Source organism: Streptomyces sp. 13-12-16 (genome assembly GCF_002114215.1).
Taxonomy (GTDB): Bacteria; Actinomycetota; Actinomycetes; order Streptomycetales; family Streptomycetaceae; genus Streptomyces.
Window position 1 is genome coordinate 1 of sequence record NZ_NCTE01000606.1, and the last position, 1,653, is coordinate 1,653.

The window sequence follows — 1,653 nt, forward strand, 5'->3', positions numbered from 1 at the left end:
GCTGGTCCGGGCGCTGGAGGCGCTCGGGATCGCCGAGTGCGAGGCCGCCCTGGCCGCCGCCCGGCCCGACGAGGGGCCGGCCGCCGACGCCGTGCGCCGCCTGGTCGCCGCGATCGAACCGCACGCCCCCCTGCTCGCCTTCCTCTACACCGAGAACCAGCTGTTCGAGGGCGAGGAGCAGAACGAGGGCTGGGCCGCGATCGACGAGCGCATCGCCACGCTGTTCCGGCGCGGCCAGGCGAGCGGGGAGTTCCGCATCGACCTCACCCCGGCCTGGCTCACCGAGGCGCTCTACGGACTGCTCGCCTCCGCCGCCTGGGCCGTGGCCGAGGGCCGGGTCGCCCCCAAGGACTTCACCCACATGATCGTCGAGCTGCTGCTCGGCGGCGTACGACGCCCGGACACCCCGGCGTGAAGGAAGGAATCATGACCAGCGCCCTGCGGCCCGGGACCACGACCGGGACGGTGAGGCGGCCGGGCCGGTGGCTCGCCCTCTCCGTCCTCGTGCTCGCCGTGCTGCTGGTGGCCGTCGACGCGACCGTCCTCGGCCTGGCCACCCCGTACATCAGCGAGGACCTCGCCCCCACCGGCACCCAGTTGCTGTGGATCGGGGACGTCTACTCGTTCGTGATCGCCGGTCTGCTCGTCTCCATGGGCAGCCTCGGCGACCGCGTCGGCCGCAAGCGGATCCTGCTCTGCGGCGCCACCGCGTTCGGCGCGATATCCGTGCTCAACGCCTACGCGCACACGCCCGAGGTGCTGATCCTCGCGCGGGCCCTGCTCGGTGTCGCCGGCGCCACCCTGATGCCGGCCACCCTCGCCCTGATCCGCAACCTCTTCCACGACCCGCGCGAACGCAGCCTCGCCATCGGCATCTGGGGCGCGACCGCCTCCGCGGGCACCGCCGTCGGGCCGGTCCTCGGCGGCTTCCTGCTCGAACACTTCTGGTGGGGCTCGGTCTTCCTGATCAACCTGCCCGTGATGGCCGTCCTGGTGGCCGTCGGCGTCAAGCTGCTCCCCGAGTCCCGCACTCCGGCCCCCGGCCCCTGGGACCTGACCAGTGTCGTGCTGTCCCTGGTCGGCATGGTCGGCGTCGTGTACGCGGTGAAGGAGACCGCGAGCCACGGCTTCGCCCGGCCCGCCCTGGCCGCCGGGCTGCTGGGCGCGGGCGCCCTGTACGGATTCGTACGCCGTCAGCTCGCCCTCCCGGTCCCGCTGCTGGACATGCGGCTGTTCCGCCACCGCGGGTTCAGCGGAGCGGTGCTCGCCGACCTGCTGACCATCCTCGGTCTGTCCGGACTGGTCTTCTTCCTCTCGCAGTACCTGCAACTCGTACAGGGCAGGCGCCCGTTCGAGGCGGGACTGGCCGAACTGCCCGCCGCGATCGGCGCGGTGGCGGCCGGACTTGTCGCCGGCCGGGCCGCCCGGCGCTGGTCGGTGCGCTCGGTCGTCGCCGGAGGGCTGGCGGCCATCGGCCTGGCGCTGGCCGCGCTGACGGTGATCGGCGAGTCCACCGGCTACCCCCTGCTCGGGGCGGCACTGCTGGTGGTCGGCCTGGGCGCCGGCTTCTCCTTCACGGTGACCGCCGACGTGATCCTCTCCAGCGTCCCCAAGGAACAGGCGGGCGCGGCCTCCCCCGTCTCCGAGACGGCG

2 protein-coding genes are annotated in these 1,653 nt (G+C 73.6%); both read left to right on the forward strand.

What is annotated here, in order from left to right; translation table 11 throughout:
* On the forward strand, positions 1 to 415 hold a 415-nt coding region (locus B7767_RS24085; protein ID WP_107486291.1), incomplete at its 5' end, for a TetR family transcriptional regulator.
* An 11-nt stretch (positions 416 to 426) separates the two neighbouring features.
* The coding region (locus B7767_RS24090) for an MFS transporter (RefSeq protein WP_085574039.1) at positions 427 to 1,653 on the forward strand (1,227 nt) is incomplete at its 3' end.